The organism is Desulfocurvus sp. (assembly GCF_023230885.1).
Classification (GTDB): Bacteria; Desulfobacterota; Desulfovibrionia; order Desulfovibrionales; family Desulfovibrionaceae; genus Desulfocurvus.
Genome location: NZ_JALNWM010000003.1, coordinates 1 through 22,675, shown reverse-complemented (window position 1 = coordinate 22,675; position 22,675 = coordinate 1). Strand labels below are relative to the sequence as shown.

Sequence of the window (22,675 nt, the reverse complement as noted above, 5' to 3'; positions counted from 1 at the left end):
CTGGGCGTGGCGCGGGGCGGCGGCGGCCGGGGCGGCGGCGGTGCTCATCGCAGGGCCTCGAACAGGCGCCGGAAGTGCTTCCCGCGCTCCTTGTAGTTCTCGTACAGGTCGAAGCTGGCCGTGGCCGGGGACAGCAGCATGGTGTCCCCGGGCTCGGCCCAGGTCATGAGCCGGTGCACGGCCTTGTCCATGACCGGCTCCCAGGCCAGGGGCACATGCCCGGCCCAGGCGGCCTCGAAAATCTCGCGCCCCGCGCCGAACAGGCACACCGCGCGCACCTTGCGGCGCAGAAGCGGCCCCAGGCTGGCCAGGTCGCCGCCCTTGTACACGCCGCCCGCCAGAAGCAGCACCCCGCCGTCGAAGCTCTCCAGGGCCGCGCGCAGGGCGTCCACCGTGGTGGCCTTGGAGTCGTCCACAAAGGTCACGCCCCGGGCCGCGCCCAGCCGCTGGAGGCGGTGGGGGAGAGGCTCGAAAGTGTCCAGGGCGTCGCGCATGCAGCGCTCGTCCACGCCGAAGCGCTGGGTGGCCTGGAACACGGCCTCCATGTTGGCCTGGTTGTGCGCCCCGGGCAGGCGCTCGCTCTCGAAGCGGTCGGTGGACTCGAACCATTTGATCCGCGCGCGGGTGAAGTGGCGCTCGCCCAGATCCGCGCGCATGGCCGCGGGCAGCACGGCCAGGTCCTCGGGGCGCATGTGCGCGAAGAGGTTCAGCTTGGCGTCCAGGTACTCGGCCATGTCCGCGTGGTGGTCCAGATGGTTGGGGCTGAAGTTGAGCAGCACGGCCACGTCGGGGCGGAACGACGCGCAGTACTGGGCCTGGTAGCTGGAGACCTCGATGACCAGCACATCGGCCTCGCGGCCGTCCAGGACGTACTGCGACAGGGGCGTGCCGTAGTTGCCGCCCAGAAAGACCTTCAGGCCCACGCTTTGCAGCACATGGGCGGCCAGCCCGGAGGTGGTGGTCTTGCCGTTGGTGCCCGTGACGGCCAGCACGCGCCCCGGGCTGTAGCGCCCGGCCAGCTCCAGCTCGGAGACGACCTCGGGGGCGGCGTCCCCGGCGGGCAGCAGCGGCAGCAGCGGCGGCAGCATCACCCCCGGCGAGAGCACGACCAGCGAGACCCCGGCGAACTGCCCGGCATGGTGCGGGCCCAGGTCCAGCTCCACGCCCGCCTGGCGCAGAGCCGATGCCTCGTCGGCCGCCAGGGCGTCGGGCTTGCGGTCCAGCAGGCGCACGGCGGCGCCCAGGCGCGCCAGCAGCAGCGCCGCCGCCTTGCCCGAGGCCGCAGCCCCAACCACCGCCGCGCGCGTTCCCGCCAGTTCGCCTTCGTGCCCGAACATGCCTCTACCTCAGCTTCAGGGTTGACAGCGCCATGAGCGCCAACAGGATGGACAGGATCCAGAACCGGGTGATGATCTTGGACTCCGGGATGCCCTTGAGCTCGAAATGGTGGTGCAGCGGCGCCATGCGGAAGATGCGCTTGCCGCCGGTGAACTTGAAGTAGCCCACCTGGAGGATCACCGAGAGGGTTTCGACCACGAACAGCCCGCCGACGATGACCAGGATCAGCTCGTTCTTGCTCATCACGGCCACGAACCCCAGGCTGCCGCCGATGGACAGGGAGCCCACGTCGCCCATGAAGACCTGGGCGGGGTAGGCGTTGTACCACAGGAACCCGAGCCCCGCGCCCACCAGCGCCCCGCAGAACACGGCCACCTCGCCCATGCCCGGCACATAGGCGATGCGCAGATACTTGGCTATGGCCACATGGCCCGAAACGTAGACGAACACCGCGAAGCAGGCCCCGGCGACGATGCTCGGGCCGATGGCCAGCCCGTCCAGGCCGTCGGTGAGGTTCACGCCGTTGGATGCGCCGACCATGACCAGCACGGCGAAGGGCAGGTAGAACCAGCCCAGGTCGGGGTACAGCTCCTTGAAGAAGGGGAAGGCCAGGTGGGTGTTGTAGGCCGGCTGCTCGATGAGCAGGAACATGGCCGTGCCCGCCACCAGCACCTGCCCCAGGAACTTGGCCCGGGCCGACAGGCCCTTGTTGTGCTTCTTGACCACCTTGAGCCAGTCGTCCAGCAGCCCGACGGCGCCAAAGCCCACGAAGACCAGCAGCGCCAGCCAGATGTAGACGTTGGTCAGGTCGGCCCACAGCAGGACGGCCACCAGCACCCCGAAGCCCATGAGCAGGCCGCCCATGGTCGGGGTTCCGGCCTTTTGCATGTGCGCTTCCACGTCCTCGTGGATGACCTGCCCGAACTTCAGCCGCTTGAGGAAGCGGATGAACGCGGGGCCCACCAGGATGGTGATGAGCAGCGCCGTGACCAGCGCCCACACCGAACGGAAGGTGATGTAGCGAAAGACGTTGAAGATGCCGACTTCGCTGGAGAGCGGGTAGAGAAGGTTGTAGAGCATCTAGCCGCGGCCCTCCATGACTTCGGCCAGCGCGAACAGGAAGCGCTCCATCCTGCACCCGCGCGAACCCTTGAACAACGCCACGCCGGGCGCAAAGCCCAGCTCCAGGAACTGCCCGGCGAACAGCGCCGGGTCGCCGATGCGCACAAGCCGCCCGTCGAAGCCGCCCTCTTCCAGGCCCCGGGCAACCTCGTGCTCGTGGGCGCCGTGGAAGAACACGGCGGCGGGCCGGGCGGCGGCGGCGGCGCGGGCCATTTCGCGGTGCAGCGCGCCCGCCTGGGCGCCCAGCTCGCGCATCTCGCCCAGCACCAGGGCCAGGACGCCCTCCCCGGCCAGCTCGCGGGCGTTGTCCACGGCCTGGCGCATGGACAGGGGGTTGGCGTTGTAGCTGTCGTCCACAAGCGTCCAGCCGCCCGCCCGCTTCACATCGAACCGCCCGCCGGGCACGGACACCCCGGCCACGCCCCGGGCGATCTCGCGCTCCCCGGCGCCCAGGGCGAAGGCCACGCTGGCGGCGGCGACGATGTTCTCGGCGAAGACCGCCCCGGCCAGGGGCGAGGTCAGCTCCATCTCCAGCCCGTTCAGGCGCAGGAAATACCGGCCCAGGCCCTCGGCGGTGCGCCCCAGGTACCGCCCGCACACCAGCCCGGCCGGGTCGGCGGCGGTGAACCGGCGCACGTCGGGCACGATGGCCCGGGCGTAGTCCAGCAGCGGCGGATGGTCGGCGCTGACAAACGCCCTGCCCCCCGGGGCCAGGTGGCGCAGGAGCTCGGTCTTGGCGGCGGCCACGCCCTCCAGGCTGCCCAGGCCCTCCAGGTGCGCCGGGCCGATGTTGGCGATGACCGCCGCGTCGGGCCGGACCATGGCGCCCAGGGCCTCCATCTCGCCGGGCACGTTGATGCCCAGCTCCAGGACCCAGAAGCGCTCCTGCCCCGTGCAGCCGAGCATGGTCAGGGGCACGCCCAGCAGGTTGTTGAAATTGCCGTAGTTGCGCGCGGTTTCGCCCAGCTCGGAAAGGATGGCGGCCAGCAGCTCCTTGACCGTGGTCTTGCCCGCCGAGCCGGTGACGGCCACCACGGTGGCCCGGGCCCGGCCGCGCCACAGGGCGCCCAGGTCGCCCAGGGCCGCGAGCACGTCGCGGACCATGAGCACCGGCGCGTCCCGGACCTCGGGCACCGGGCGCGAAACCACCACGGCGGCGGCCCCGGAACGGGCCGCCTCGGGGGCGAAGGCGTGGGCGTCGTAGTTCTCGCCCGCCAGGCAGAAGAAAAGCTGCCCCGGCCTGAGCAGGCGGCTGTCGGTGCAGATGCCCGTCAGGCGCACCTCGCGCCCGGGATCCACATCGCCCACGGCGCGCATGGCGGCGGCGGCTTCGGCCAGCGTCAGATTCACCCGGCAAGCTCCCTGACCACGGCGGCGTCGTTGAAGGGGTGACGCACGCCCTGGATTTCCTGATAGGATTCATGACCCTTGCCCGCGACGACCAGCACGTCGCCGGGCTGCATGGCGTCCAGCGCCAGGCCGATGGCCCGGGCCCGGTCGGGCTCCTCCACCACCCGGGCGCAGCCGGTCATCCCGGGGCGCACGTCGGCCATGATGGCCAGCGGCTCCTCGCCGCGCGGGTTGTCCGAGGTCAGCACGGCCACGTCGGCGTAGCGGCACACGGCCTGGCCCATGAGCGGCCGCTTGGCCCGGTCGCGGTTGCCGCCGCAGCCGAACACGCAATACACCCTGCGGAAGCCCAGCTCGCGCACGTTGGAGAGCACGTTCTCCAGGGCGTCGGGGGTGTGGGCGTAGTCCACGAACACGTCCAGCCCCCGGGCGTTGGGCACGCGCTCCAGGCGCCCGGGCACCCCGGCGAAGCCCTCCAGGGCCTTGAGCGCCTTGGGCCGCAGGCCCAGGGCCAGCCCCACGGACTGCGCCGCCAGCAGGTTGGAGGCGTTGTGCTTGCCGATGAGCGGCGAGCTCAGGGTCCAGCTCTGGTCGCCGTACTTCATCAGCAGCTCCAGCCCGCGGGCGGAGCAGGCCCTGACGCTGCCCGCCAGCCCGGGGCCGCTGCCCACGTTGGGATAATAGAGCCCGAAACCGATGGCCGGGGCATAGCCGCCAAGCAGCATCCGCCCATAGGCGTCGTCGGCGTTGACCACCGCGGTCTTGCCCGGGCGGCTCATCTCGTGGAAAAGCTTGGCCTTGGCCCGGTAGTAGTCGTCCATGGTCTTGTGGTAGTCCAGGTGGTCCTGGGTCACGTTGAGCAGCGCGGCCACGTCGAAGTCCAGGCCCCAGACGCGGTCCTGGTCCAGGGCGTGGGAGGAGACCTCCATGACCACGGTGTCCACCCCGGCGGCGGCCATGTTGGCCAGCAGCTCGTGCAGCTGCCAGCAGTCGGGGGTGGTCATGGGCGCGGCGAGGCAAAAGCCCGGCCAACGGTAGTTCACCGTGCCGATGACGCCCACCTTGCGCCCGGCGGCGGTGAGCAGATGTTCGAGCATGTAGGTCAGGGTGGTCTTGCCGTTGGTGCCGGTGATGCCGACCATCGTCAGCCCGTGGCGGGCCGTGCGGAAGCGCGCGGCGGCCAGCTCGCCCAGGGCGCGCCGGGGCAGCGGGTGCTCCACCACGCGCGCCCGGCAGCCGGGAGGCACGGCCCCGGCCTCGCGGGTGACCACCCAGGCCGCGCCGCGCTCCAGGGCGTCGGGGATGAAGCGGGCGCCGTCCACCCCCGCCCCGGGCATGGCCACAAACGCCTCGCCGGGCAACACCTGGCGCGAGTCGGTACGCACCATCAGCCCGTCGGCCACCAGGGCCCTGAGTTCGGCCCACGCGCTTTGGTTCATCACCTCAACTCCTGTCCGGCGCGCCGTCGAGCCACAGCACGCAGCGGTCGCCCGTTCCGGGCCAGGGTTTGCCGGGGGCGGGACTCTGCCTGCGGACCACGAGCCCGCTGCCCCGGACCTCGGGGACGGCGCCGCCTCCGGCGAGCAGCTCGACGGCCCGGCGCAGGGACATGCCGACCACGTCGGGAACGGCTTCGGAGCCCTGAAGGGCCACAGCGGGATTCTCGATTCCCGCGCCAATCGCATCAACCAGTCTGCGAACGTCCTCATCGGTCAACCCTCCGTCGGCCGTCCCGGCCCCGGCCTGGGCCGAGGGTTCGGGGAGCCTGCCCATGTAGGCCAGGGATTGCAACGCGATCTCGCGCACCGCCGGGGCCGCGACCACACCGCCGTAGTGCTGCGGCGCGGGTTCGTCCACGATGACCATGACCAGGAATTCGGGGCTCTCGCCGGGCAGCAGGGCCACGAAGGACCCCACATGGTCGTTGCCGTAGCCGCCGCTGGCCGAGGCCTTCTGGGCCGTGCCGGTCTTGCCCGCCACGGTCAGGCCCTCGATGCGCGCGCGGGTGCCCGTGCCGTCGGCCTGGACCACATCGCGCATCATGGCCAGCACCTGCCCGGCCACCTCGGCGGAAAAGACGCGCCGCTCCTCGCGGGGGGCCGGGGGATCGGCGACCACGAGGCGCAGCGCCCCCGCCACCCCGCCCCGGGCCAGGCACAGGTAGGCCCGGGCCATTTGCAGGGCCGTCACGGCCACGCCCTGGCCGAAGGCCACGTTGGCCAGGTCCACCCGCTGCCAGGCCCCGGGGTCGCGCAGGATGCCCCGGGCCTCGCCCGCCAGGGGCAGGCCCGTGCGCCGGCCGAAGCCCAGGCGGTCGAGGTAGCCGTGCATGGTCCGCGCGCCCATCTCCAGGCCGATCTTGGCCATGCCGATGTTGCTCGAATAGCGCAGGATATGCGTCACGGGCAGGTCGGCGTAGTCGTGGGTGTCGCGGATGACCGCCCCGGGCATCTCGAAACGCCCGTTCTCGCAGAAATACACGCTGTCGGGCCGCACCACGCCCTCCTGCAGGGCGGCGGCCACCACGAAGGGCTTGAAGGTCGAGCCCGGCTCCAGGGCGTCCAGGGCGATGCGGTTGCGCCAGGTTTCGGGCCCGTAGCTGGAATAGATGTTCGGGTTGAAGAACGGGAAGACGGCCCAGGCCAGGATATCCCCGGTGGGGACGTGGACCACGAGGCCCATGCCGCTCTTGGCGTGGTAGGTGGTCACGGCGCCGGCCACGGCCTGCTCGGCCATGGCCTGGATGTCGGCGTCGATGGTCAGGCGCACGTCGCCGCCGCGCACCGAGGCCCGGCTGGGCTCGTCGCCATCCAGCAGCCTGCGGCCGCTGGCGTCGCGCTGGACCACCGTCCTGTCGCTGCGCCCGGCCAGGGTGTCTTCCAGGGATTTTTCCAGCCCCTCCAGGCCCGCGCCGTCCAGCCCCGCGAAGCCCAGGAGCTGCCCGGCCAGATGCCCGCTGGGGTACAGGCGCTTGAACTCCTCCACCGTGCCCACCCCCGGCAGGGCCAGGGCGGCCACGGCCGCGGCCTCGCGGTCGGAAACCTGGCGGGCGATCCAGACGAAGGGCCGCCGCGCGCCCAGGCGGGCCTGGAGCTCCCGGGCGCCGAGGCCCAGCGCCCGGCCCAGCTCGCGGGCCGTGTGCGCGGGGTCGCGCACCTCCAGCGGCCGGGCGTAGACCGAGGCGCAGCGCACGCTCTTGGCCAGCACGCGGCCCTGGCGGTCGAAAATCCGGCCCCGGGGGCCGCTGACGGACTCGGCGGCCAGGTGCTGCCGCTCGGCCCGGGCGGCCAGCTCCGCGCCCATGAGCACCTGGACCTGGAAGGCCCGCGCCCAGAGCACCAGCCCGGCCAGGGCGAACAACACGGCCACGACCACCAGCCTGATGGCGGCCCAGTCGTGGACCCTGGTGTGTCGCGGCGTGTACCGGGCGGTCATTGCTGCTCCGAGCCTCCGGGCGCCCCGGCCGGGGGCGCGTCCATCCTGCGGATCCGCCCCTGGCCGGCGGGGCCCAGGCCGAATTCCCGGGCCTTCTCGCGCAGCCGGTAGGGCGAAAGAAGATTGTCGCGTTCCACTTCGAGCTTGGCCACCAGCTCCTCGCGCTCGTCCAGCCCGGCCCGCAGGGCCGTGAGCTTGTAGGCCAGGTCGTAGCGCTCGATGCCGCACCAGACCACGCCAAGCCCCAGGCCCAGGGCCAGGAGCAGCAGCGCCGCCAGGGCCGCAGCCCAGCGCGCGCCGCCGGGGGCGCTCACGGCCGCGCCCCGCCGCCCGGGGCGAGCTTCTCGGCCACCCGCAGCTTGGCGCTGCGCGCCCTGGGGTTGGCCGCGATCTCGTCGTCCGTGGCCACAAGGGGCTTGGGCGTCACGATCCTCAATTGCGGGACATGCCCGCAGATGCACACCATCTGCTCCGGGGGGCACAGGCACCCCGAGGCCTCCCGCTTGAACGCGCGCTTGACGATCCTGTCTTCCAGCGAGTGGAAGCTGATGACCGCCACCCGTGCGCCGGGCTTCAGGAAGGGCAGTATCCGGTCCAGGAACTCCTGAAGCTCGTCCAGCTCCCGGTTGACCTCCATGCGCAGGGCCTGGAAGGTCCGGGTCGCGGGGTGGTTTCTCGCCGTGGCCCGGAGCTTGGCCGGGTAGGCGTTCTCGACGATGGTCGCCAGCTCGCGCGTGGTCCGTATGGGCGTACGCTGGCGGGCGTCGACGATGGCCCGGGCGATGCGCCCGCCCTGGGGCTCCTCGCCGAACCGTCCGATGATCATCTTCAAGCGCTCCAGCGAGGCCCCGTTGACGATGGCCGACGCCGGGGCCAGCCCGTCGGCCAGGCCCATGCGCATGTCCAGCGGCCCGTCCTCCATGAAGCTGAAACCCCTCGCCGGGTCGTCGAGCTGCATGGAGGACACGCCGATATCGATCAGGGCGCCGTCCAGGGCGTCCCAGCCCAGCTCGGCCAGCGGCTCTTCGAGCCTGCTGAACCGGCACAGGGCGAACTGCACCGCGTCGCCGTGGGCGGCCAGGCGCTCCCGGGCCAGCTCCAGGGCCTGGGCGTCGCGGTCCAGCCCAAGGACCTGGGCCCCGGGGCCCGCGGCCTCCAGGATGGCCCGGGTGTGCCCGCCCAGGCCCAGGGTTCCGTCGAGATACCGCCCGCCCGGCCCGGGGCGCAGGTGCAGGAGCACCTCTTTCAACAGGACCGGGACGTGCAGCTCGGCGGGGTTCTTGCCTGATTCCATCATCCCCGCCTCCGCTTAGAGCCTCAGCTCAAAGCCCTTTTCCGCCAGCTCGGCCATGTCACCGTCGAAGGATTCCTCCATCTCACGGCGACGGGCCTCGAAGACGGCCTGGTTCCATATCTCGAACTTGCGCCCGACCCCGGCCACCACCACGTCCTTGTCCAGCCCGGCGTAGCTGCGCAGGTGGGGGGCGATGAGCACCCGGCCCTGCTTGTCCAGCGACGCCTCCACCGCCCCGGAGATGAAAAAGCGCTGGAAGTTGCGCAACCGCTTGTCCAGGACGTTCACGCGGTTGAAGCTCTCCTCGATGCGCTCCCACTCGGGCAGCGGGTAGGCCACGACGCAGCCGTCGAAATTGGTCAGCACGAGGAGCCCCTCGGAACCCATGGAAGCCGCGGCCTCCCTGTATTCCGGGGGGATCATCAGCCGCCCTTTCGGGTCCAGGCTGCGGTAGGAGTGGCCTCTGAATTTGGACATCGTTCTCACACTTCGTCCCACAATTTACCACAAATTACCACCAGGGCTCCCAGAGGTGTCAAGGGGAAAATACCACGGCTGCCAAGTTTCTTCTAGAGATTTTCTAGAAAATACCCCACAATTCACGACGAAAGGCTTGACTGGGCTGGGGAAAAAAAGCCAAGGGTCGGAACAGATATCCGGCAAGCCCCGCAGGGCGGACGATTTTCCCTTGGAGCGGGCGATTTTCCCTTGGGCCGGGCACGCCCCCCGGGCCTGTTGCGTCCGTCCCGCCGCACCGTGGCCGGGCGGTGCATGGCTCCGGCCGGGCCGCAACATGCCCCGGCGGCGCCGGGCAAGAACACGGCGGCGCCCGAACGGACAAGAGACGCCACCCACCGAGGAAGACCACCATGTGTGCGACCAAAGCCAAGCTCAAAAGCGGCATCGTGGACAATCTGGACGAGGAATACTACCAGATCAGCCCCGAGATCCTGGACAGCTTCCCCAAGTTCCGCCCGCCGCTGAACCTGTACCGCCTCAAGGAGGACACGGCGCAGATCCTGCTCTACAAGAAGCAGGACGAGCGCATGGACAAGGAGGCGCAGGAGCAGGTGGCGCAGATGTGCGCCGAGGGCAACCTCTTCGTGGCGCGCACCGACCACCCCATCTACTCCAAGCACATCGCCAAGCAGCTCGATCTGGTCCTGGTGGACGAGCATCTCAAGGAATCCGAGATCGCCGAGATATTCACCTACGCCCTCACCGACCGTATCGACGAGTTCTTCGAGCAGCCCGTGACCCTGGTGTTCACCAAGCTCTACAACGACATGATGGTGCTCACCGAGTACCTGTGGAACGACAAGAACCGCGCCAAGGCCCTGGTGCGCCGCCTGCACAAGGAGCACACCCTGGCCCGGCATTCCTACAACTGCGGCGTCCTCGGGCTGTGGCTGTTCAACAAGATGTTCCCCGGCGGCTTCAACCGCCGCGTCTACGACAAGACGGCCCTGGCCCTGTTCCTGCACGACATGGGCATGTCCAAGATTCCGGCCTTCATCCGCGACAAGACCAAGCCCCTGACGGCCGACGAGCGGACCAAGGTCCACCTGCACCCGCTCCTGGGCTCCAAGCTGGCCCTCAAGCTGGGGCTGAAGTTCGACGAGATGCAGCAGGCCATCATGGAGCACCACGAGCGCCTGGACGGCAGCGGCTACCCGGCCAAGGCCAAGCAGATGTCGCCCCTGGGCGCCATGACCGCCGTGGTCGACTCCTACTGCGCCATGACCACCACCCGGCCCTACGCCCCGGCCAAGGAACCCCGCGAGGCCGTGGGCGAGCTGAACGACCAGAAGGCCAGGTATTCCGAAAAGGCCGTGGCCCCGCTGTTCAAGGCGGTGCTCACGGGCGAGTGGTAGGCGAAGCCGGGCGAAGACGGGCGATGCCGGGCGAAGACAGGCGAAGCCGGGCGGGCCGGGGCCCCGCCGCCAGGAGCCGCGAAATAGTGCTTGCGCCCTCCCGGCACGGCGTGTAAGAAACCTGCTCCATCGTCGGCGCCGTTGGCCCGCACGACATGTGGGGATGTAGCTCAGTTGGGAGAGCGCTGCCTTCGCAAGGCAGAAGTCGTGAGTTCAAGTCTCATCATCTCCACCAGAAATTTCAGGGGCTTGCGGGTTTGCCCGCAAGCCCCGTCTTCTTGCACTCCAACCCGGAACGCCGCCGTGCCAGGGCCCCCTGGGCCGCGTGGCGCGGCCCCGGGAGCGGCCATGCACATCGAAGTTCTTCTTGGCGGATGGGACCAGTACGAGCTGCTGGATTCGGGCGACCGGCGCAAGCTGGAGCGCTTCGGCGACGTTGTGGTGGTGCGCGGGGAGCCGCGCGCGTGGTGGGCTCCGGCCCTGCCCCAGGCCCGGTGGGACAAGGCCGTGGCCGTGCACGACGAGAAATCCTGGACCATGCGCCCCGGGGCCCCGCGCGAGTGGGTCCTGCCCCTGGGCGAACTGCGCCTGCTGGCGCGCTTCACCGAGACCTCCAAGCACCTGGGCGTGTTCCCCGAGCAGTGGCCGCACTGGATGGCCCTGGCCGCCCACGGCGCGCCCCTGGCCGGGCGCAGGCCCCGGCTGCTGAACCTCTTCGGCTACACCGGCGTGGCGAGCCTGGCCGCCGCCCGGGCCGGGTTCGAGGTCACGCACATCGACGCCTCGCGCACCGCCCTGAACTGGGCCCGGCGCAACCAGGAACTCTCGGGCCTGGGCGACACGAACATCCGCTTCCTGCTGGACGACGCGGCCAAGTTCACCACCCGCGAGCTGCGCCGCGCCAACCGCTACGAGGCCATCCTCCTGGACCCCCCGGCCTTCGGGCGCGGCCCGGCCAAGGAGCTGTGGAAGGTCGAGGCCCAGGTGGCCGACCTGCTGGCCACCTGCGGGCAGCTGCTCTCCGACGACGCGCGGCTGGTCATCCTGACCATGTACAACACCGACGCCTCGGCGCTCATGCTGCGCAACCTGATGCTCGGGGCCATGCCCGGCGCCGGGGGCACCCTGGACGTGGGCGAGCTGGCCCTTGCGCACAGCGCGAGCCCCCGGCTGCTGCCGCGCTCGCTGTGGGCCCGCTGGACGCCCTGAGCCGGGCCGCGACCCCGGGCCCGGCCCGGCCAGCGCCCCCCGGGCACAGCGCGCCGGGGAAATCGCCCCGGAAGCTTCGCGCCCCTTGTCAGCCCGGGGCGATCATGGCATAAGGCCCCCAACGGACGGACGCCGCCAGGCGCCCCGCCCCTCCCACCCCAGGAGCGACCATGAAACGACACACCAGCTACCTGTTGCGCCACCTGCGCCGGGCCCGCCGGGGCCTTGCCGCGCGTGGCGCCAGGCGGGCCGGGCCGGCGGGAAGTAGACCCTGGTCCGACCACGCCCTCGGGTAGGCGGCTGGCGTCCGTTTCATTCCTTTTTCCCCACAGACGCTCTTCCGCCCCCGGGCGTGGCCGGACGGACCACGCGGCCCCCTCGGGCCGCGACCCACGGCTGCGGCCTTTTCCATTCCCAGTAGCGGCCCACGCGGCCCACGAGGGCGGACATGGCGGATCAAGACTGCATCATCGAGTTGCGGGGCGTCTCCAAGCGCTTCGACGACATGCTTGCCCTGGACGGCATCGACCTGGGCATCCGGAACGGCGAGTTCCTGACCCTGCTGGGGCCCTCGGGCTGCGGCAAGACGACCATCTTGCGCATCCTGTCGGGCTTCGAGGCGCCGACGTCCGGCGAGGTGGCCATAGCCGGGCGGCGGGTCAACGACGTGCCGCCCGAGCGCAGGCAGGTCAACACCGTGTTCCAGAACTACGCCCTGTTCCCGCACATGACCGTGGAGGCCAACGTGGGCTTCGGGCTGCGCATGCAGGGCACGGGGCGCGCCGAGGCCGCCCGCCGCGTGGCCGACGTGCTGCGCACGGTGCACATGGACGGCTTCGCCAAGCGCCGCCCGGGGCGGCTTTCGGGCGGCCAGCAGCAGCGCGTGGCCATCGCCCGCGCCGTGGTCAACAACCCCCTGGTGCTCCTGCTCGACGAGCCCTTCAGCGCCCTGGACGCCAAGCTGCGCAAGGCCATGCAGCTGGAGATCAAGCACCTCCAGCGCCAGCTGGGCATCACCTTCGTCTTCGTGACCCACGACCAGCAGGAAGCCTTCGCCATGTCCGACCGCGTGGTGGTCATGAACGAAGGACGCATCGAACAGGTCGGCACGCCCCAGGAAATCTACGAGAACCCCGCCAACCTGACCGTGGCGCGCTTTGTGGGCGACATCAACATCCTGGACGCCACCATCGCCGAGAAGGTCAACGGCGTGCGCTACCGCGCCGTGGTCGAGGGCTCGTCCATGCCCGTGGAAACGCGCCGCGACTTCGCCCCCGGCGACGAGGTCAAGGTGCTGCTGCGCCCCGAGGACCTGCGCGTGTGGCGCGCGGTGGACGACCGCCCCGAGGGCCCCTTCCTCACCGGGCGCATCGAGGAGACCGTCTACAAGGGCGCCACGGTGGACATCATCGTGCGCCTGGAGGGCCAGGACGGCGGCAAGACCCTGCTGGCCCAGGAATACTTCAACGAGGACGACCAGGAAATCAGCTACGCCACGGGCGAGACCGTGGCCGTGACCTGGGTCAACGGCTGGGAAGTGGTGCTCCCCGATGCATGACGGCGCGCTGTTCCGGCGCATCTGCATCCTGGGCGTGGCGGCGTGGCTGCTGGTCTTCGCCCTGGCGCCCAACGCGGGGCTGCTGGTGGTCTCGTTCCTCACGCGCCACCCCGAGGACTTCGTCGCCCCGGGGCTGACCCTCGAGGCATACGGCCGCCTCATGGACCCGACCTTCGCGGCCATCTTCTGGGAGTCGGTGCGCCTGGCGGCCCTGGCGACCCTGGTCTGCCTGCTGGCGGGCTACCCCTTCGCCTACGGCATCGCCCGCGCCAGCCGCCGCTGGCGGCCCTGGCTGCTGCTCCTGGTCGTGGTGCCCTTCTGGACCAACTCGCTCATCCGCACCTACGCGGTGATCCTCATCCTCAAGTCGCGCGGGGTGCTCTCCAACCTGCTGGAGGCCCTGGGGCTCACCAGCGGGCCCGTGTCCCTGCTCTACACCGACACGGCCATGTTCATCGGCTTCACCTACACCCTGCTGCCGTTCATGGTCCTGCCGCTGTTCGCGGCCATCGAAAAGCTGGACCGCAACCTGCTCGACGCCGCGCGCGACCTGGGCGCGGGCAGCCTGCGCGCCTTCTGGAACGTGACCCTGCCCCTGACCATGCCCGGCATCCTGGCCGGAAGCATGCTGGTCTTCCTGCCGGCCCTCGGCATGTTCTACATCCCCGAGCTCCTGGGCGGGGGCAAGTCCATGCTCCTTGGCAACTTCATCAAGAACCAGATGCTGCTCGCGCGCGACTGGCCGCTGGGCGCGGCGGCCAGCACGGTGCTCACCGTGGCCCTGGCGGTGATGATCGTGCTGTGGCGGCTGGCCACCCTGCGCGCCCGCCAGGACGAGGACGACGACATCCTGACCGAGGGGGCGCCATGACCCGCAAGCTGCGCGCCCTGTGGATGGTCCTGGTCTTCGCCTTCCTGTACCTGCCCATCGTGGTGGTCATCGTCTATTCCTTCAACGACGCGACCTACTCCACGGCCTGGCGCGGGTTCACCTGGAAGTGGTACGAGCGCCTGGCGGCCAACGGGCCGCTCATGGACGCCGCCCTGCGCACCCTGTTCGTGGCCGTGGTCTCGGCCACGGCGGCCACGGCCCTGGGCACCCTGGCGGCCCTGGCCCTCAACCGCTACCGCTTCGCCGGGCGCAAGGTGCTGCTGGGCAGCATCCTGGTGCTCACCGTCTCGCCGGACATCGTCATGGGCATCTCGCTGCTGATATTCTTCGTGACCCTGGGGGCCAGCCTGGGGTTCGGCACGCTGCTGGTGTCGCACATCACCCTGTGCCTGCCCTTCGTGACCCTCACGGTGCTGGCGCGCCTGGCCTCCTTCGACGAGAACCTCGTGGAGGCCGCGCGCGACCTGGGCGCCTCGGAGTGGCGGGCCTTCCGCCATGTGATCCTGCCGCTGATCCTGCCCGCCGTGGGCGCGGGCTGGCTGCTGAGCTTCACCCTGTCCATGGACGACGTGCTCATCAGCTTCTTCGTCACCGGCCCGAGCTACGAGATCCTGCCGCTCAAGATCTATTCCATGGTGCGCCTGGGGGTGAAGCCGGACATCAACGCCCTGTCGGCCATCATGTTCACCCTGACCGTGGCCTGCGTCCTGCTGGCCCACGCCATGACCCGCACGAGGAGGCATTAACAATGACCAAGCGCATCGCGGCCCTGCTGCTCCTGGCGGCCCTGGTGGCCGTCCCCTCGGCCTGGGCCGAGGCGGGCAAGACCCTGACCATCTACAACTGGACCGACTACATGCCCCAAAGCGTGCTCGACGAGTTCACCGCCGAGACGGGCATCAAGGTCATCTACTCGACCTACGACTCCAACGAGGCCATGTTCACCAAGCTGAAGCTCATGGGCGGCAAGGGCTACGACATCGTCGTGCCCTCCACCTACTTCCTGAGCCTCATGCGCGAACAGGGCCTGCTGGCCGAGATCGACCCCAAGGGCCTGACCAACTTCGCCAACCTCGACCCCGAGGTGCTCAACAAGCCCTTCGACCCCGAGAACCGCTACTCCATCCCCTACATGTGGGGCTCCACGGGGCTCATGGTCAACACCGCCCAGGTCGCCCCCGGCACGGTGACCTCCTGGGCCGACCTGAAGCGCCCCGAGCTGGCCGGGCGCATCCTCATGTCCAGCGACCTGCGCGACGGCCTGGGCGTGGCCCTCAAGGCCCTGGGCCACTCCATGAACACCCGCGACGAGGCCGAGATCAAGGCCGCCTACGAGTGGCTGCTGGAGCTCAAGCCCGCCGTGCGCATGTTCACCAGCGACGGAGCCAAGCAGGTCTTCGCCGGCGAGGAGGCCGTGGTCGGGTTGATCTTCAACGGCGACGCCAGCCAGATCCGCGAGGAGATGCCCGAGCTGGAGTATGTCTACCCCCGCGAGGGCGCCATGCTGTGGATGGACAACCTGTGCATCCCCGCGGGCGCGCAGAACAAGGAAGGCGCCATGCTGTTCATCGACTTCCTGCTGCGCCCCGAAATCGCCGCGCGCATCGCCGAGGAGTTCCGCTACACCACGCCCAACAAGGCCGCCCAGGCCCTGCTGCCCGAGGAGCTGCGCAACGACCCCATCGTCTCCCCGCGCCCCGAGGACCTCGTGAACAGCGAGTTCCAGACCGGCGTGGGCGACGCCCTGCCCGTGTACGAGAAGTACTGGGAGATGCTCAAGGTCGCCGGGGACTAGACCTCCGGCCGCCGCACAAGCCGGGGCCCGCGACGCGCGCGTCGCGGGCCCCGGCGTTTTCCGGCCCCGCCGCCTCCCGGGGCCCGGCGCCGCGCCCCGCCCGACCCGGCGTTCCCACCGCCGCCCTCCGGGCCCTGCCGCCGCTTTCCGACCCGCCGTCTCCGGCTGGCTGGCGCGACCTCATGGCCGCCGCCCCCGTGCCCGCCCCGCCATGCCCGCCCCGCCATGCCCCGCCATGCCCGGGCGCCGTTCCCGGCGCCGCCCCGTGCCCAGCCCTCACATTTTCGTCAAACGATTACAATTCCGTGGCGCTTCTTTCCACTTTTTGTCATATTCGTCGCCGCCCACGGCGGAGGGGCGGCGGGCTTTTCCCGGCCGCCCCGGGCCTTGCGGCCGCTGGCACGCCCGTTGCTCCGGGCGCGGACGGCGGCCCGCGCCGCCCCCCGGCGGGCCGCCGCCGGGCCGATCAACCACCACCACCCTCGGGAGACGACGATGAAGAACCTTTCCCCGACGGCCCTGGCCTGCGCCCTGGCGCTGGCCTGCGCCCTGGCCCTGCCCGGGGCCGCCCTGGCCAAGACCATCAAGGTCGCGGGCATCTACACCCAGCCCATCCAGCAGAAATGGGACGCCCGCCTGCACCAGGCCCTCTCTCGCGCCGCCGAGGCCGGGGAGATCGAGTATGTGTTCTCCGAAAAGGTCTCCAACACCGACTATGTCCGCGTGCTGCGCGAATACTGCGAGTCCGGCGTGGACCTGGTGGTCGGCGAGGCGTTCGGCATCAGCCGCGACGTGCGCAAGGCCGCCGACGACTACCCGAACGTGGCCCTGCTCATGGGCGACTCCTTCGGACCCTACGGCACGAACATGGCCGTGTTCGACAACTATATCCACGAGCCCTGCTACCTCATGGGCATGATCGCCGGGGCCATGACCAGGAACAACCGCATCGGCATGGTCGGCGGCTACCCCATCGGCGAGGTCAACCGCCTGTTCAACGCCTTCATGGCCGGGGCAAAGGCCGTGAATCCCGCCGTGGAGTTCAAGGTCTCCTTCATCGGCTCCTGGTACGACCCGCCCAAGGCCAAGGAATTCGCCTACGCCCAGATCGAGGCCGGGGTGGACGTGCTCTACGCCGAGCGCGCGGGCGTGGTCGACGCCGCCCGCGAGAAGGGCCTCGTGGCCTTCGGCAACGTCAACGACATGAACAAGGAAGAGAACGGCTCCGACGTGGTGGTCACCTCCGCCCTGTGGAGCATGGACGCCGCCATCGGCCACGCCATTGAGCGCGTCAAGGCCGGGACCTTCGCCGCCGAGGACTACCGCGACTGGACCATGATGGCCAAGGGCGGCGCCTCCCTGGCGCCGTTCTACGAATTCGAGGAGCGCATCCCCGCCGAGGTCAAGGCCGAGGTCGACAAGGCCCGGGCCGCCATCCTGGCTGGCGAACTGGTCATCGCCATCGACGACAACGAGCCCAAGTCCACCTTCTAGCGGACGCGAACCCGCCGGGGCCGCCAGCGCGGCGGCCCCGGCGCGCCCGGGAGAACCATGCGCCAAAGCCAGACCGTGCTGCGCATACGCGGCGTGACCAAGCGCTTCGGCCCGCTGGTCGCCAACGACGACGTGAGCCTGGAGCTTCGCCGCGGCGAGATGCTGGCCCTGCTGGGCGAGAACGGCGCGGGCAAGACCACGCTCATGCATATCCTCTTCGGCCACTACCGGGCCGACGAGGGCGAGGTGGAGGTCATGGGCCGGCCCCTGCCCCCGGGCTCGCCCCGCGCGGCCCTGGACGCGGGCGTGGGCATGGTCCACCAGCACTTCACCCTGGCGGCCAACATGACCGTGCTGGAGAACGTCACCGTGGGCACGCGCCCGCTGTTTTCGGCGCGCCTGCGCCAGGGCGCCGCGCGCAGGCGCCTGGCGGACCTCTCGGCCCGCTTCGGCCTGCATGTGGACCCCGACGCCCGCGTGCGCGACCTGTCCGTGGGCCAGCGCCAGCGCGTGGAGATCCTCAAGGCGCTGTACCGCGACACGCGCATCCTGATCCTGGACGAACCCACCGCCGTGCTCACGCCCCAGGAGGGCGAGCAGCTCTTCGCCACCCTGCGCCTGCTGGTCAACCGGGGCCTGGCGGTGATCCTCATCACCCACAAGCTGCGCGAGGTCATGGCCGCCAGCGACCGCTGCGTGGTCCTGCGCCACGGCAGGGTCGTGCTGCGCACCGCGACCCACGAGACCGACGCCGACACCCTGGCCCGGGCCATGGTCGGCGGCGAGGTGCCCCGGGTGGGCCGCCGCCCGGGCGAGCCCGGCGCCGAGGTGCTGGCCCTGGACGGCGCGGTGCTTTGCGACGACGGGGGCCGCACCCTGCTGGACGGGCTGAACCTGACCCTGCGCGCCGGGGAGATCCTGGGCATCGCCGGGGTGTCGGGCAACGGGCAGGCCGCCCTGGCCGACATGGTCAGCGGGCTGCTCCGGCCCCAGGCGGGCGAGCTGCGCGTCCACGGCCGGGCCGTGGCCGCCCCCAGCCCGGCGGGCATGCTGGCCCTGGGCGTGGGCCGCGTGCCCGAGGACCGCATCGGCACCGGCCTTGTGGGCGACCTGAGCGTCATGGAAAACCTGGTTCTGGAGATCTACCGCCAGCGGCCCTGGTCGCGCTGGGGCCTGCTCGACTTTTCGGCCATGCGCCGGGGCGCCCGCGAGCTCATCGCCCGTTTCGACGTGCGCTGCCAGGGCCCGGGCGCCCCGGCGCGCCAGCTCTCGGGGGGCAACATGCAAAAGCTCATCCTGGCCCGGGTCCTCTCGGGCAACCCGTCCGTCATCCTGGCCAACCAGCCCACCTGGGGCCTGGACGTGGGCGCCGCCACCTTCGTGCACAAGGCGCTCATGGAGGCCAGCCGCGCCGGGGCCGGGGTGCTGCTCATCTCCGAGGATCTGGACGAAATCTTCCAGGTGGCCGACCGCATCCAGGTCATGCACCGCGGCCGCCTGTCCGCCCCGGTGCGCCCCGACGAGGCCGACGCCGCGGCCATCGGGCTGGCCATGAGCGGCCACGGCGACGCCAGAAGCGAGGCCGCCCGTGCGTCTTGAGCCGCGCCAGGAGCCCTCCCTGGCGCTCACGGTGCTGGCCCCGGTGCTGGCCGTGGGCGCGGCCCTGGCCCTGTGCTCGCTGCTCATCTGGTGGGCCGGGGCGCCGCCCGGCCGGGCCCTGGGCCTCCTGCTCAAGGGCGCCCTGGGTTCCACCTTCGCCCTCACCGAGACCCTGACCCGCGCCACGCCGCTGATCTTCACCGGGCTGGCCGCCGCCGTGGCCTTCCGCGCCAGGCTGTGGAACATCGGCGCCGAAGGCCAGCTCTACGCCGGGGCGGTCATGGCCACCTGGCTGGGCACGGGCATGCTCGACCTGCCCGCGTGGCTGATGATCCCCACGCTGTTCCTGGCCGGGGCCCTGGCCGGGGGGCTGCTGCTCCTGGGCCCGACCCTGCTCAAGACGCGCCTGGCCGTGGACGAGGTGGTCACCACCCTGCTGCTCAACTTCGTGGTCGTCCTGGCCGTGAACTGGCTGGTCTTCGGGCCGTGGAAGGACCCCATGGCCATGGGCTGGCCCCAGGCCGCGCCGGTGGTGGACGCCGCCGTCCTGGCGCCCCTGGTGGCCAAGACGCGCCTGCACTGGGGTTTCGTCATCGCCCTGGCCTGCGCCGCGGGCGCCTGGGCGCTGATGCGCTTCACCACCTGGGGCCTGGAAATCCGCGCCGTGGGCCTGAGCGAACGCGCCAGCCGCTTCGCGGGCATCCCCGTGGGCCGCGCGGTGCTGCGCACGGCGCTGCTCTCCGGCGGGCTGGCGGGCATGGCCGGGGTCAGCGAGCTGGCGGGCCTCAAGGGCTACCTGACCCTGGACCTCTCCCCGGGCTTCGGCTACTCGGGCATCGTGGTGGCCATGCTGGCGGGGCTGCACCCCCTGGGCGTGGTGGCGGCGGCGCTGTTCGTGGCCGTGGTTTCCATCGGCGCGGACTCCATGAGCCGCGCGCTGGAAATTTCCAACTACATCGCCGACGTGGCCACGGCGCTCTCGCTGCTGGCCGTGCTGGTGAGCATGCTGGCGCCGCGCTGGCGCATCCGCTGGAGGTAGCCCGTGGGCGTGCTGGAACTGCTGCTGGAAACGGGCTTCTGGGTGGCCACGGTGCGCATGGCCACGCCCCTGCTCTTCGGCACCCTGGGCGAGCTGATCTGCGAGCGCGCGGGCGTGCTCAACCTGGGCATCGAGGGCATCATGGCCGCCGGGTGCATGGGCGGCTGGTGCTGGGTCTACCTGGGCGGATCGCTGTGGGGCGCGGTGGGCTTCGCCGCCGCCGTGGGCGCGGCCCTGGGCCTTGTCCACGCCCTGCTCACCGTGCGCCTGGGCCTGTCGCAGCACGTCACCGGCCTGGGCATCACCATGCTGGCCTCGGCCCTGTCGTCCTTCGCCTTCCGCATGCTGCTGCCCAAGGCCACCACCCCGCCCAAGATAACGCCCTTCGCGGCCATGGACATTCCCGGCCTGGGCTCCATCCCCTTCCTGGGGCCGGTGCTCTTCGGCCAGACGCCCCTGACCCTGCTGGCCCTGGCGGCCCTGGCCGTCACGGCCTGGGTGCTCTACCGCACCCCGGCGGGCCTGGCCCTGCGCATGGCCGGCGAGAATCCTATGGCCGTGGAGTCCCAGGGCCTGTCCGTACACGCCATTCGCACGGCGGCGGTGATGGCGGGCAGCGCGCTCATGGCCGTGGGCGGCGCCTTCCTGACCCTGGCCGCCTTCGACGCCTACTACATCGGCATGGTCAACGGCCGGGGCTGGATCTGCATCGCCCTGGTGGTCTTCGCCTCGTGGCGGCCCGGCAAGGCGCTCCTCGGCGCGCTGCTCTTCGCGGCCTTCGACGCCGTGCAGATGCGCGTGCAGCAGCAGGCGGGCCTGGCCATCCCGTATCAGGTCTACCTGATGATGCCCTATGTGTTTTCCATCGTGGCCCTGGTGGTCATGTCGCGCCGCGCGGCCTACCCCGCCGCGCTGCTGGTGCCCTTCCGCAAGGGCGAACGCTGAGGAGGTTCCCATGCTCGACCTGCTGGTTACCGGCGCCGTGCCGCCCGAGGGCGGCGGCCCTGTGGACATCGCCGTCAAGGACGGACGCATCGCCGAAATCGCCCCGCGCATCGAGGCCCGGGCCGCCCGGACCATCGACGCCGGGGGCAACCTGGCCACCCCGCCCTTCGTGGACCCGCATTTCCACATGGACGCCACCCTGTCCCTGGGCCTGCCGCGCATGAACGAGAGCGGCACCCTGCTGGAGGGCATCCGCATCTGGGGCGAGCTGAAGCCGGGCCTGACCCCCGAGGCCGTCAAGGCCCGGGCCCTGGAGCTGCTGGACTGGTCCGTGGCCCGGGGCACCCTGGCCGTGCGCACCCATGTGGACGTGACCGACCCGGCCCTCATGGCCGTGGACGTGCTGCTGGAGGTGCGCGAACAGATGCGCGGGCTGGTGGACATCCAGCTGGTGGCCTTCCCCCAGGACGGCCTGCTGCGCGCCCCGGGCGGCAAGGAGCTGCTCGTCCGCGCGCTGGACAAGGGCGTGGACGTGGTCGGCGGCATTCCGCACTTCGAGCGGACCGAAGAGGACGGGCGGCATTCCGTGCGCTGGCTGTGCGAGCTGGCCGCCGAGCGCGGGCTGCTGGTGGACATGCACTGCGACGAGACCGACGACCCGGCCTCGCGCCATGTGGAGACCCTGGCCCGCGAAACCACGCGCCTGGGCCTGGAGGGCCGCGTCACCGGCTCGCACCTGACCAGCATGCACTCCATGGACAACTACTACGTCTCCAAGCTGCTGCCGCTCATGGCCGAGGCCCGGCTGCACGCCGTGTGCAACCCGCTCATCAACATCCACCTCATGGGCCGCCACGACACCTACCCCAAGCGCCGGGGCCTGACCCGCGTGCCCGAGTTGCTGGCCGCCGGAGTCAACGTGGCCTTCGGGCACGACTGCGTGATGGACCCCTGGTATCCCCTGGGCAGCCACGACATGCTCGAGGTCGCCCACATGGGCGCGCATTGCCTGCAGATGATGGGCACCACGGGCCTTGGGCGGTGCTTCGAGGCCGTGACCCACGGCGGCGCGCGGGCCCTGGGCCTTGCGGACTACGGCCTGGCCCCGGGCAGGGCCGCCGACTTCGTGATCCTCCAGGCCCGGAACCCGGTGGAGGCCATCCGCCTGCGCCCGGCGCGGCTGTTCGTGGTCCGGCGCGGGCAGGTGGTGGCCACAACGCCCCCCGTGCGCGCCACCCTGACCCCGGACGGCCAACCCCCGCGCGAGGTGGACTTCACCCCCCGGCGCGGCCCGGGCTGCGAGCGCCCTTGACAGCCCGGGCAAAAGCCCTACTCTTGTAACGTCGGTTGCCGGGCGCACCCGGAGTACCCAGACTCCTTCCTCCTCGCTTCGGGGAGCGCCCCGCCAACCGGCGCCCCCGGCCCGCCGTGTTGACAGTATCGCCGCGTCGGCGCACAACGTATCCATGCGCTCCCGATTCGTCCTGCCATCGCTGCTCTTTGCGCAGATTCTGGCCCTGCTGCTCCTGGGCTGCGTCCCCGGGGCCCAGGCCCGGAGCCCGGAGCCGGGCGCCGCGCAGGACGCACCCCTGGTCCCCCTGCTCTCGCCCCGCACGACCCGCGACGACCCCCGCCAGATGGTGCGCCGGGGCCGCGAGGCCGCCCGCTGCGGCGACAGGGACCAGGCCTGGGAGCTGCTGACCCGGGCCGTGAATTCCACAGACATGGACC

Annotated in this window: 21 protein-coding genes and 1 tRNA gene; 14 read left to right on the top strand and 8 right to left on the bottom strand. The window is 71.0% G+C overall.

Annotation, left to right across the window (positions count from 1 at the left end):
• Window positions 1-44 precede the first annotated feature (44 nt).
• Genes murD through mraZ form a run of 8 tightly spaced genes read right to left on the bottom strand, consistent with a single transcriptional unit; the run spans window position 45 to window position 9,016 of the window.
• The gene (gene murD / locus M0P34_RS00485; protein ID WP_291495206.1) at window positions 45-1,337 is read right to left on the bottom strand and encodes a UDP-N-acetylmuramoyl-L-alanine--D-glutamate ligase; all 1,293 of its coding nucleotides are present in this window, start codon (window positions 1,335-1,337) and stop codon (window positions 45-47) included.
• A 4-nt stretch (window positions 1,338-1,341) separates the two neighbouring features.
• Window positions 1,342-2,418, bottom strand: a complete 1,077-nt coding sequence (gene mraY / locus M0P34_RS00480) for a phospho-N-acetylmuramoyl-pentapeptide-transferase (protein ID WP_291495204.1) — start codon at window positions 2,416-2,418, stop codon at window positions 1,342-1,344.
• Window positions 2,419-3,810, bottom strand: coding sequence for a UDP-N-acetylmuramoyl-tripeptide--D-alanyl-D-alanine ligase (gene murF, locus M0P34_RS00475; protein ID WP_291495202.1), 1,392 nt, complete (start codon window positions 3,808-3,810; stop codon window positions 2,419-2,421).
• Window positions 3,807-5,249 (bottom strand): UDP-N-acetylmuramoyl-L-alanyl-D-glutamate--2,6-diaminopimelate ligase, encoded by a 1,443-nt coding sequence (locus M0P34_RS00470; protein WP_291495200.1) that lies wholly within the window; start codon window positions 5,247-5,249, stop codon window positions 3,807-3,809. The genes murF and M0P34_RS00470 overlap by 4 nt, the downstream gene beginning before the upstream one ends.
• A gap of 4 nt (window positions 5,250-5,253) precedes the next feature.
• Window positions 5,254-7,245, bottom strand: a complete 1,992-nt coding sequence (locus tag M0P34_RS00465) for a penicillin-binding transpeptidase domain-containing protein (protein ID WP_291495198.1) — start codon at window positions 7,243-7,245, stop codon at window positions 5,254-5,256.
• Window positions 7,242-7,559, bottom strand: coding sequence for a hypothetical protein (locus M0P34_RS00460; RefSeq protein WP_291495196.1), 318 nt, complete (start codon window positions 7,557-7,559; stop codon window positions 7,242-7,244). Before M0P34_RS00460 ends, M0P34_RS00465 begins: the two co-directional genes overlap by 4 nt.
• Window positions 7,556-8,542: a 16S rRNA (cytosine(1402)-N(4))-methyltransferase RsmH gene (rsmH, locus tag M0P34_RS00455; RefSeq protein ID WP_291495194.1), complete on the bottom strand. Its 987-nt coding sequence runs from the start codon at window positions 8,540-8,542 to the stop codon at window positions 7,556-7,558. The genes M0P34_RS00460 and rsmH overlap by 4 nt, the downstream gene beginning before the upstream one ends.
• 12 nt (window positions 8,543-8,554) lie before the next feature.
• On the bottom strand, window positions 8,555-9,016 hold the full coding sequence (mraZ, locus tag M0P34_RS00450) for a division/cell wall cluster transcriptional repressor MraZ (RefSeq protein WP_291495192.1): 462 nt from the start codon (window positions 9,014-9,016) through the stop codon (window positions 8,555-8,557).
• 392 nt (window positions 9,017-9,408) lie between these two features.
• On the opposite strand from mraZ, the gene M0P34_RS00445 reads away from it, so the two are divergent.
• The 14 genes from M0P34_RS00445 to M0P34_RS00380 all read left to right on the top strand — a co-directional run.
• Window positions 9,409-10,413, top strand: coding sequence for an HD domain-containing phosphohydrolase (locus M0P34_RS00445; RefSeq protein ID WP_291495190.1), 1,005 nt, complete (start codon window positions 9,409-9,411; stop codon window positions 10,411-10,413).
• A 159-nt stretch (window positions 10,414-10,572) separates the two neighbouring features.
• Window positions 10,573-10,648 (top strand) — tRNA-Ala (locus M0P34_RS00440).
• 113 nt (window positions 10,649-10,761) lie between these two features.
• Window positions 10,762-11,622 (top strand): class I SAM-dependent methyltransferase, encoded by an 861-nt coding sequence (locus M0P34_RS00435; RefSeq protein WP_291495189.1) that lies wholly within the window; start codon window positions 10,762-10,764, stop codon window positions 11,620-11,622.
• Window positions 11,623-11,792: 170 nt separating this feature from the next.
• Window positions 11,793-11,918, top strand: a complete 126-nt coding sequence (locus tag M0P34_RS00430; protein ID WP_291495186.1) for a hypothetical protein — start codon at window positions 11,793-11,795, stop codon at window positions 11,916-11,918.
• A 152-nt stretch (window positions 11,919-12,070) separates the two neighbouring features.
• On the top strand, window positions 12,071-13,180 hold the full coding sequence (gene potA, locus M0P34_RS00425; protein WP_291495184.1) for a spermidine/putrescine ABC transporter ATP-binding protein PotA: 1,110 nt from the start codon (window positions 12,071-12,073) through the stop codon (window positions 13,178-13,180).
• Window positions 13,173-14,051, top strand: a complete 879-nt coding sequence (locus M0P34_RS00420; RefSeq protein ID WP_291495182.1) for an ABC transporter permease subunit — start codon at window positions 13,173-13,175, stop codon at window positions 14,049-14,051. Before potA ends, M0P34_RS00420 begins: the two co-directional genes overlap by 8 nt.
• On the top strand, window positions 14,048-14,818 hold the full coding sequence (gene potC, locus M0P34_RS00415) for a spermidine/putrescine ABC transporter permease PotC (RefSeq protein WP_291495180.1): 771 nt from the start codon (window positions 14,048-14,050) through the stop codon (window positions 14,816-14,818). Before M0P34_RS00420 ends, potC begins: the two co-directional genes overlap by 4 nt.
• A 2-nt stretch (window positions 14,819-14,820) precedes the next feature.
• The gene (locus M0P34_RS00410; RefSeq protein ID WP_291495178.1) at window positions 14,821-15,867 is read left to right on the top strand and encodes a spermidine/putrescine ABC transporter substrate-binding protein; all 1,047 of its coding nucleotides are present in this window, start codon (window positions 14,821-14,823) and stop codon (window positions 15,865-15,867) included.
• 495 nt (window positions 15,868-16,362) lie between these two features.
• A complete protein-coding gene (locus M0P34_RS00405; RefSeq protein WP_291495176.1) occupies window positions 16,363-17,361 on the top strand; it encodes a BMP family protein in 999 nt (332 codons plus the stop codon).
• Window positions 17,362-17,418: 57 nt separating this feature from the next.
• On the top strand, window positions 17,419-18,960 hold the full coding sequence (locus M0P34_RS00400) for an ABC transporter ATP-binding protein (RefSeq protein ID WP_291495174.1): 1,542 nt from the start codon (window positions 17,419-17,421) through the stop codon (window positions 18,958-18,960).
• Window positions 18,950-19,999 carry an ABC transporter permease gene (locus tag M0P34_RS00395; RefSeq protein ID WP_291495171.1) on the top strand — a complete coding sequence of 350 codons (1,050 nt, stop codon included), beginning with the start codon at window positions 18,950-18,952 and terminating at the stop codon, window positions 19,997-19,999. The genes M0P34_RS00400 and M0P34_RS00395 overlap by 11 nt, the downstream gene beginning before the upstream one ends.
• 3 nt (window positions 20,000-20,002) lie before the next feature.
• Entirely contained in the window at window positions 20,003-20,944 is a 942-nt protein-coding gene (locus M0P34_RS00390) for an ABC transporter permease (RefSeq protein WP_291495169.1), read from the top strand.
• A 10-nt stretch (window positions 20,945-20,954) separates the two neighbouring features.
• Window positions 20,955-22,256, top strand: a complete 1,302-nt coding sequence (locus M0P34_RS00385; RefSeq protein WP_291495167.1) for an amidohydrolase family protein — start codon at window positions 20,955-20,957, stop codon at window positions 22,254-22,256.
• Between the two features lie 154 nt (window positions 22,257-22,410).
• Window positions 22,411-22,675, top strand: a 265-nt coding sequence (locus M0P34_RS00380; RefSeq protein WP_291495165.1) for a hypothetical protein, incomplete at its 3' end; no start/stop codon positions are given.

What these genes read in the sequence shown, in the direction of transcription:
- murD (WP_291495206.1), bottom strand. Translation starts at nt 1,337, where the DNA reads ATGTTCGGGCACGAAGGCGAACTGGCGGGAACGCGCGCGGCGGTGGTT.
- mraY (WP_291495204.1), bottom strand. Translation starts at nt 2,418, where the DNA reads ATGCTCTACAACCTTCTCTACCCGCTCTCCAGCGAAGTCGGCATCTTC.
- M0P34_RS00470 (WP_291495200.1), bottom strand. Translation starts at nt 5,249, where the DNA reads ATGAACCAAAGCGCGTGGGCCGAACTCAGGGCCCTGGTGGCCGACGGG.
- M0P34_RS00465 (WP_291495198.1), bottom strand. Translation starts at nt 7,245, where the DNA reads ATGACCGCCCGGTACACGCCGCGACACACCAGGGTCCACGACTGGGCC.
- rsmH (WP_291495194.1), bottom strand. Translation starts at nt 8,542, where the DNA reads ATGATGGAATCAGGCAAGAACCCCGCCGAGCTGCACGTCCCGGTCCTG.
- mraZ (WP_291495192.1), bottom strand. Translation starts at nt 9,016, where the DNA reads ATGTCCAAATTCAGAGGCCACTCCTACCGCAGCCTGGACCCGAAAGGG.
- M0P34_RS00445 (WP_291495190.1), top strand. Translation starts at nt 9,409, where the DNA reads ATGTGTGCGACCAAAGCCAAGCTCAAAAGCGGCATCGTGGACAATCTG.
- M0P34_RS00435 (WP_291495189.1), top strand. Translation starts at nt 10,762, where the DNA reads ATGCACATCGAAGTTCTTCTTGGCGGATGGGACCAGTACGAGCTGCTG.
- M0P34_RS00430 (WP_291495186.1), top strand. Translation starts at nt 11,793, where the DNA reads ATGAAACGACACACCAGCTACCTGTTGCGCCACCTGCGCCGGGCCCGC.
- potA (WP_291495184.1), top strand. Translation starts at nt 12,071, where the DNA reads ATGGCGGATCAAGACTGCATCATCGAGTTGCGGGGCGTCTCCAAGCGC.
- M0P34_RS00420 (WP_291495182.1), top strand. Translation starts at nt 13,173, where the DNA reads ATGCATGACGGCGCGCTGTTCCGGCGCATCTGCATCCTGGGCGTGGCG.
- potC (WP_291495180.1), top strand. Translation starts at nt 14,048, where the DNA reads ATGACCCGCAAGCTGCGCGCCCTGTGGATGGTCCTGGTCTTCGCCTTC.
- M0P34_RS00410 (WP_291495178.1), top strand. Translation starts at nt 14,821, where the DNA reads ATGACCAAGCGCATCGCGGCCCTGCTGCTCCTGGCGGCCCTGGTGGCC.
- M0P34_RS00405 (WP_291495176.1), top strand. Translation starts at nt 16,363, where the DNA reads ATGAAGAACCTTTCCCCGACGGCCCTGGCCTGCGCCCTGGCGCTGGCC.
- M0P34_RS00400 (WP_291495174.1), top strand. Translation starts at nt 17,419, where the DNA reads ATGCGCCAAAGCCAGACCGTGCTGCGCATACGCGGCGTGACCAAGCGC.
- M0P34_RS00385 (WP_291495167.1), top strand. Translation starts at nt 20,955, where the DNA reads ATGCTCGACCTGCTGGTTACCGGCGCCGTGCCGCCCGAGGGCGGCGGC.